The sequence below is a fragment of the Pseudomonas sp. PA-1-6B genome, assembly GCF_021609545.1.
Taxonomy (GTDB): domain Bacteria; phylum Pseudomonadota; class Gammaproteobacteria; order Pseudomonadales; family Pseudomonadaceae; genus Aquipseudomonas; species Aquipseudomonas fluorescens_BV.
In genome coordinates this window covers 1-2874 of record NZ_WJZM01000111.1, presented here as the reverse complement: position 1 = coordinate 2874, position 2874 = coordinate 1, and the positions used below count along the sequence as shown (strand labels likewise).

Genomic DNA, 2874 nt, shown 5'->3' with positions numbered 1-2874 from the left:
CCACCACTCCCCCACCACCGACACCCACCCCATCCTCCCTTCTTCGGCCGGCTCAGATGTGTACAAGAGACACCCCCTCGCCAGCCAGTTCACCGACCTGGCACCGCCCCTCAACGCCCGCCAGGCCCAACTGGAAGCCTCGCGCTGCCTGTACTGCTACGACGCGCCTTGTGTGAATGCGTGCCCCAGCGAGATCGACATCCCTTCGTTCATCCGCAGTATCCACACCGAGAACGTGCAAGGGGCCGCGCAGAAGATCCTCTCGGCCAACATCCTCGGTGGCAGTTGCGCACGGGTGTGCCCGACGGAAATCCTTTGCCAGCAAGCGTGCGTACGCAATAACGCCGAAGAATGCGCCCCCGTGCTGATCGGCCTGTTGCAACGCTATGCCATCGACAACGCGCACTTCAGCGAACACCCGTTCCAACGCGCCGCGCCCACTGGCAAGCGCATCGCCGTGGTCGGTGCCGGGCCTGCGGGTTTGGCCTGCGCCCACCGCGCCGCCTTGCACGGTCATGACGTGGTGATTTTCGAAGCGCGGGAAAAAGCCGGCGGACTGAATGAATACGGAATCGCCAAATACAAACTGGTGGACGACTTCGCCCAGAAGGAACTGGATTTCCTCCTGCAGATTGGCGGCATCGAGGTTCGCCACGGCCAGCGCCTGGGCGACAACCTGACCTTGAGCGAACTGCACCAGCAATTCGATTCAGTGTTCCTTGGCCTGGGTCTCGCTGCCAGCAAACAACTGGGCCTGCCCTTTGAGGACGCCCCCGGCCTGCTCGCCGCCACCGACTATATCCGCGAACTGCGCCAGGCCGATGACCTCAGCCAACTGCCCCTGGCCGACCGCTGCATCGTGCTCGGCGCCGGCAACACCGCCATCGACATGGCCGTGCAGATGGCCCGCCTCGGTGCCCGCGATGTCAACCTGGTATACCGCCGTGGCCTGGCCGACATGGGCGCAACCCACCACGAACAGGACATCGCCAAGGCCAATCAAGTACGGCTGTTGACCTGGGCCCAACCCGACGAGGTCCTGCTCGATGACCAAGGCCGCGTACGCGGCATGCGCTTTGCCCGCACCCGCCTGGAAAACGGTCGCCTGCTGCCTACCGGGGAAACCTTCGAACTGGCCGCCGACGCGATCTTCAAGGCGATCGGGCAAGGCTTCGACAACGACGCCCTGCACGATCCGCTGGCCCAGCAACTGCATCGCGTCGGCGAGCGCATCTTCGTCGATGAGCAACTGCGCACCAGCATCCCAGGGGTGTATGCCGGCGGCGATTGCGTCAGCCTCGGCCAGGACCTCACCGTTCAGGCGGTACAACATGGCAAGCGGGCCGCCGAAGCCATGCATGCCCAACTCATGCTGACTGTGGAGGCTGCGTAATGGCCGATCTCTCGATTGTATTCGCCGGTATCAAAGCGCCCAATCCGTTCTGGCTGGCCTCCGCGCCGCCCACCGACAAAGCCTACAACGTGGTGCGCGCCTTCGAGGCCGGCTGGGGTGGCGTCGTGTGGAAAACCCTGGGGGAAGATCCGGCGGCGGTGAACGTGTCGTCGCGTTACTCCGCGCACTATGGCGCCAACCGCGAAGTGCTGGGCATCAACAATATCGAACTGATCACCGACCGTTCCCTGGAGATCAACCTGCGGGAAATCACCGAGGTGAAAAAGGACTGGCCGGACCGCGCACTGATCGTCTCGCTCATGGTGCCTTGTGTCGAAGCGTCCTGGAAAAACATCCTGCCCTTGGTGGAGGCGACCGGCTGCGACGGCATCGAGCTGAACTTCGGCTGCCCTCATGGCATGCCCGAACGGGGCATGGGCGCTGCCGTCGGCCAGGTGCCGGAGTACGTGGAGCAAGTGACGCGCTGGTGCAAGACGTATTGTTCGCTGCCGGTGATCGTCAAGCTCACGCCGAACATCACCGACATCCGCGTGGCGGCGCGGGCGGCCTATCGAGGCGGCGCCGATGCGGTGTCGCTGATCAACACCATCAACTCCATCACCAGCGTAGACCTGGAGCGCATGGTCGCGCTGCCGGTGGTCGGTACCCAGAGCACCCATGGCGGTTATTGCGGCTCGGCGGTCAAGCCGATTGCACTGAACATGGTCGCCGAAATCGCCCGTGACCCACAGACCAACGGCCTGCCGATCTGCGGCATCGGCGGCATCGGTACCTGGCGCGACGCCGCGGAATTCGTCGCCCTGGGCTGCGGCGCGGTGCAGGTATGCACGGCGGCGATGCTGCATGGGTTTCGCATCGTTGAAGAGATGAAGGACGGCTTGTCGCGCTGGATGGACAGCCAGGGCCATACCAACCTGCAAGCGTTTTCCGGGAGGGCAGTGGGCAATACCACAGACTGGAAGTACCTGGACATCAACTACCAGGTCATCGCCAAGATTGATCAAGAGGCGTGCATTGGCTGTGGGCGTTGCCATATTGCCTGCGAGGACACTTCGCACCAGGCCATTGCCAGCTTGAAGCAGGCCGATGGCACGCATCTGTATGAGGTGATCGACGATGAGTGCGTGGGCTGCAACCTCTGCCAGATCACTTGCCCGGTGGCCGACTGCATCGAGATGGTGCCGATCGATACCGGCAAGCCGTTTTTGAACTGGACGCAGGACCCGCGCAATCCTTACCGGGAAGCGGTGTAACCCTTTAGTTCGCTATCGCAGGCAAGCCAGCTCCCACAGTTGGAATGCGTTCCAATGTGGGAGCTGGCTTGCCTGCGATAGGCATAGGTATCTACACAACTTCGGCACGACGCTAAATCTGTGGCGAGGGAGCTTGCTCCCGTGACGGCCTGGCAGCCGACACAGATATAACTGATGCCCCGCGATCCAATGTGGGAGCTGGCTTGC

2 protein-coding genes are annotated in these 2874 nt (G+C 62.9%); both read left to right on the top strand.

Annotated elements, in window-relative coordinates; translation table 11 throughout:
- Positions 1–31 precede the first annotated feature (31 nt).
- A complete protein-coding gene (locus tag GIV35_RS27055; RefSeq protein WP_236491459.1) occupies positions 32–1393 on the top strand; it encodes an NAD(P)-dependent oxidoreductase in 1362 nt (453 codons plus the stop codon).
- Positions 1393–2667: an NAD-dependent dihydropyrimidine dehydrogenase subunit PreA gene (gene preA, locus GIV35_RS27050; protein WP_105227227.1), complete on the top strand. Its 1275-nt coding sequence runs from the start codon at positions 1393–1395 to the stop codon at positions 2665–2667. The genes GIV35_RS27055 and preA overlap by 1 nt, the downstream gene beginning before the upstream one ends.
- The last annotated feature ends 207 nt before the right edge of the window (positions 2668–2874 follow it).

Bases quoted from the DNA above. Each gene is read 5' to 3' on its own strand.
- preA (WP_105227227.1), top strand. From the start codon at position 1,393: ATGGCCGATCTCTCGATTGTATTCGCCGGTATCAAAGCGCCCAATCCG.